This window comes from Hydrogenivirga sp., assembly GCF_056450045.1.
This window is the reverse complement of sequence record NZ_JBWONM010000200.1, coordinates 1-3,798: the sequence shown is the minus strand read 5'-3', so window position 1 is coordinate 3,798 and position 3,798 is coordinate 1. Positions and strand designations below refer to the sequence as shown.

At 53.6% G+C, this 3,798-nt stretch carries 7 protein-coding genes; 3 read left to right on the top strand and 4 right to left on the bottom strand.

All coding sequences use genetic code 11. From position 1 onward, the window contains the following. From AC1HCM_RS08280 to AC1HCM_RS08270, 3 genes are all read left to right on the top strand, one after another. A partial coding sequence (locus AC1HCM_RS08280; protein ID WP_479461297.1) for a putative inorganic carbon transporter subunit DabA occupies window positions 1–1,427 on the top strand: 1,427 nt, incomplete at its 5' end. After that, the gene (locus AC1HCM_RS08275; protein ID WP_479461296.1) at window positions 1,424–1,750 is read left to right on the top strand and encodes a DUF190 domain-containing protein; all 327 of its coding nucleotides are present in this window, start codon (window positions 1,424–1,426) and stop codon (window positions 1,748–1,750) included. The genes AC1HCM_RS08280 and AC1HCM_RS08275, both read left to right, overlap by 4 nt. Further along, entirely contained in the window at window positions 1,731–2,390 is a 660-nt protein-coding gene (locus AC1HCM_RS08270) for an endonuclease (RefSeq protein ID WP_479461295.1), read from the top strand. Before AC1HCM_RS08275 ends, AC1HCM_RS08270 begins: the two co-directional genes overlap by 20 nt. Here AC1HCM_RS08270 and AC1HCM_RS08265 read toward each other — a convergent pair. From AC1HCM_RS08265 to AC1HCM_RS08250, 4 genes are all read right to left on the bottom strand, one after another. Next, on the bottom strand, window positions 2,359–2,853 hold the full coding sequence (locus AC1HCM_RS08265) for a 6-pyruvoyl trahydropterin synthase family protein (protein ID WP_479461294.1): 495 nt from the start codon (window positions 2,851–2,853) through the stop codon (window positions 2,359–2,361). The genes AC1HCM_RS08270 and AC1HCM_RS08265 overlap by 32 nt on opposite strands. Then, a complete protein-coding gene (locus tag AC1HCM_RS08260; protein ID WP_479461293.1) occupies window positions 2,850–3,089 on the bottom strand; it encodes a sulfurtransferase TusB in 240 nt (79 codons plus the stop codon). The genes AC1HCM_RS08265 and AC1HCM_RS08260 overlap by 4 nt, the downstream gene beginning before the upstream one ends. Further along, window positions 3,083–3,424: a DsrE family protein gene (locus AC1HCM_RS08255; protein ID WP_479461292.1), complete on the bottom strand. Its 342-nt coding sequence runs from the start codon at window positions 3,422–3,424 to the stop codon at window positions 3,083–3,085. Before AC1HCM_RS08255 ends, AC1HCM_RS08260 begins: the two co-directional genes overlap by 7 nt. Before the next feature lie 122 nt (window positions 3,425–3,546). Continuing rightward, window positions 3,547–3,798 (bottom strand): DsrE family protein (locus AC1HCM_RS08250; protein ID WP_479461291.1); only part of this gene is annotated, 252 nt, incomplete at its 5' end.

Below are 3,798 nucleotides of genomic sequence, written 5' to 3'. Positions count from 1 at the left end.
CTCCCTACATAACCGTGGAGGCTATAGGTTTTCTCTTTGGCTTTGATATGGTGGGTAAGACCCTCTTTCCCCTCGGCTACTCCCGCTTTAGAGAGAGGCTCTCTGAGGAGAAGCCCCCAACAAAGCTCATGGTGGACAAGCCTAGCAGGGAGTATGCCCTTGAGGTTATCGGGCTTCTCCAGAGGGAGTTGATAAGGAGGGCTCTGAGGGACAGATTTGGGATAAGAGACCTTGATGAGGATACCCTTGAGAAGATAAGGAGGCTCGCCCTTGAGGAGGAATCACCCGCGAAAGTGGAGGAGCTCGGCATATCGGAGGAGCTCCTGAAGGTCCTGAGGGAGGAGTACGGGATAGAGAGGGGCTACATGCGGATACAGATGGAGAAGCTGGCAAAGATAGGCTTCACCCTTGAGGAGCAGGTTTTCTTCGTTGAGAGGGCTCTGAAGTCTATCGGGCTCACGGACGGCTTCGGCAAGCTGGTTCTCGTGATAGGACACGGGAGCAGGTCGGAGAACAATCCCTACGAATCAGCTCTTGACTGCGGAGCCTGCGGAGGGGATCACGGATACATAAACGCGAGGGTCTTTACCCAGATGGCGAACAGTCCGAAGGTTAGGGAGAGGCTAAGGAAAAGGGGTATAGACATACCCGAGGACACCGTCTTCATCGCCTGCGAGCACAACACCACAACCGACGAGGTATATATATATGACACCCAGGACATACCCACCTCTCACCTTCCCTTCCTTGAGAAGGCTGTGAGAGACCTTGAGCTTGCAGGAAGGAGGTCTGCCAAGGAGAGGTGTGCGGAGCTTGAGGACGGCGATTGCTCTGAGGAGGAGAGAGCCTTCAAGGCTGTAAAGAGGAACTCCGTTGACTGGACCCAGGTCCGTCCTGAATGGGGTCTTTCGGGAAACTACGCCTTCGTTATAGGAAGGAGGGAGCTCACCCGCGGTCTTAACCTAGAAGGTAAGGTGTTCCTTCACTCCTACGACTGGCGTATTGACAGGAAAGGCTTCCTGCTTGAGATAATCCTCTCTGGACCTCTCGTCGTCGGCGAGTGGATAAACATGGAGCACTACTTCTCAACGGTTGACAACGAGAGCTACGGAAGCGGTAGCAAGGTATATCACAACGTCGTCGGCAGGTTCGGTGTCATGTCCGGAAACCTCAGCGACCTGAGGACGGGTCTCCCGGCTCAAACCGTTCTCAAGGGAGAGCTTCCCCACCACAGACCTGTGAGGCTCATAACCCTTGTGGAGGCTCCCCTTGATGTCGTTGAGGGTGCGGTCCAGAGGATAAGGAAGGTAAGGGAGCTCGTTCACAACCGCTGGATAAACCTTCTTGTCCTTGACCCGGAAAGGAGGGAGCTGCTCCTCTTTGACGGAGGGGAGTGGGTTAAACTCGTATCGGAGGTGAGTGTATGAAGAACCTCAATCTCTACACGATGAAGAAGGTAGAGGTGATAATTGAGGGTGAGCACCTTGAGTTCGTGACGGACCTCCTTGAGAGGGCTGGGGTTCCCGGCTACACGATAGTTCACAACCTCTCCGGAAAGGGAAGCCACGGCTTCCATGAAGGGCACCTTATGTTCAACGAAGAGGAGGTCCTCGTTATGGTTATAAGCGTCATGGACGAGGAGAAGGTCAAGATAGTCTTGGAGGGACTGAGACCCTTCCTGAACAAGCACTCGGGAGTTGTGTTCATCTCCGACGTGCAGGTGAGCAGGCTTGAGAAGTTCAAGAGATAAACTCCTCCACATCTTCAAAAGCCTTCTTGAGAGCTACGGTGAGCAGGGCTGGTGGCCTGTTGACCGAAAGTATCACCGGGAGCACGGCACAGACCCGAGGGAGGAGATAGTTATAGGTGCGGTTCTTACCCAGAACACCTCCTGGAAAAACGTGGAGAAGGCTCTTGAAAACCTGAAGGGCGCAAAGTGCCTGAGCTTTGAGGCTATACTCGGGCTCGGGGAGGAGGAGCTTCAGGGGCTCATAAGACCCTCCGGGTACTACAGGCAAAAGGCGAAAAGGCTGAAGGAGGTGGCAAAGCACCTGAGTCCCGTGGATAGGGTCAGGACAATTGAGAGAGAGGAGCTCCTGAAGATAAAGGGAATAGGAAGGGAGACGGCGGATGCCATTCTCCTGTATGCAGGGGAGAGAGCCTTCTTCGTCATAGACGCCTACACCAAGAGGATAGTGGAGAGGGTCTTTGGCTTCGGCGGTGATTATGAGAGCCTGAGGAGATGGTTTGAGGACAACCTGCCGAGGGACCTGTGGGTTTACAAGGAGTTCCACGCCTTGCTTGACGAACACGCCAAGAGGTTTTGCAGGAAGAGACCCCTCTGCGAGGGGTGTCCTATCACTCAGGTTTGTACTCAGCCTTTGAGGTAGCGGTCTCCCACAGGACCACCTTTACCACCTTAACCTCCCCCAGGAGTCCCGCCTCCTCAAGCTTTTTGCTCAGAAAATCGTAGAAGAACTTAGCAAGAGCCTCCGCTGTTGGACAGAAATCAACGGGAAATATCTTCATAGCACCGAACTTCTGGGCAACGTCCTTGAGCTCCGCATACATGGGGTCGCTCACGTCAATTATGAAGCTGTGGTCAATTGTGTCTATAAGCTCTTTAAGGGCGTTCTTCACGTGGTAGAAGTCCATCACCATGTCCTGTTCACTCAGTACATCGGAGCCGACGGTAACCTCAAGGACGTAGCTGTGCCCGTGGAGATTCACACACTTGTTCTGGGGGACTTCCACCTTCTTCGTGAACTCCGAGCCCCTTCCGTGGGTAAGGTTCTGCTTCCATACCCTGTGCCCCGCTTCAAACCTGAAGGTCTTGGATATCTCCCACCTCACCAGACAACAACCCTCCTGCACCTTTCCATCAGCTCAACTATCTCATCGTAGCTCTTCATCACATCTTCAGGAACCTTGAGTCCCCTCGCGAGGGCATCCTCCCTGCAGACGAACCAGCCTTTACGGGTGGGCCACCTCAGGACTCCGTCCTGGATGAGTATCACTATGTCCTCGTCGGAGAGGAGCTCCGAGGAGAAGTCTCCCAGCTTCCTCACAAGCCAGAGGGTGTTCACCATACGTAAACCGCCTCCGATTCGTTCACGAGCTCGCTTATCTCCTCTGCAGAGAGCACCTTAACCTCACGGACGAAGTCCGTCTCTTTCAGACCTCTCTCCTGCATGCTCGCATCCTCAACGATCAGCTCTATATTAACATGCTCAAGTATCTCGTAAAACTTCTCAAAGCTCTCAATGCCGAGCTCCTCCGGAGACCACTTCGTAAGGGTGTAAACACCGTCTCTTATGAACACAAAGGAGACCTCGTGGTTCATCCCAACGGCGACAGCTATCCTGAACGCCTCGTGCGCCTTCCAAGAGAAGGGGTCACCCTTGAGTATGAATACGGTCTTCATGGCTTCGTCTTCTCCTTAGGGCTCTCTCTGAGAAGAAGGTAGCTAACTGTTATCAGGAAGATGCCGAGCACAACAAGGGCGAATATGAGATCTGTATTCATGCTCTCTTCCTCCTCTTTCCATCAGTTGAATACTATCACCTTATCAAACTCTCCCATCAGTCGGGAGAGGTTGTAGGTTGAACTGCTCTCAGCCCACGAGGGGAGCTTATCAACGCCCCTCTGGTTCGCCGAATGGGCACAGAACATGACCCTGACCCCGAGCTTACCCAGCTCCTCAGCCTCAGGTCTGAGCAGGTAGTAGGAGCCGTTCCCCGATAGAAAGAGGGCAACCTCATGACCCTTCTGGGAGAGCCTCCTCACTATGTTGATTAT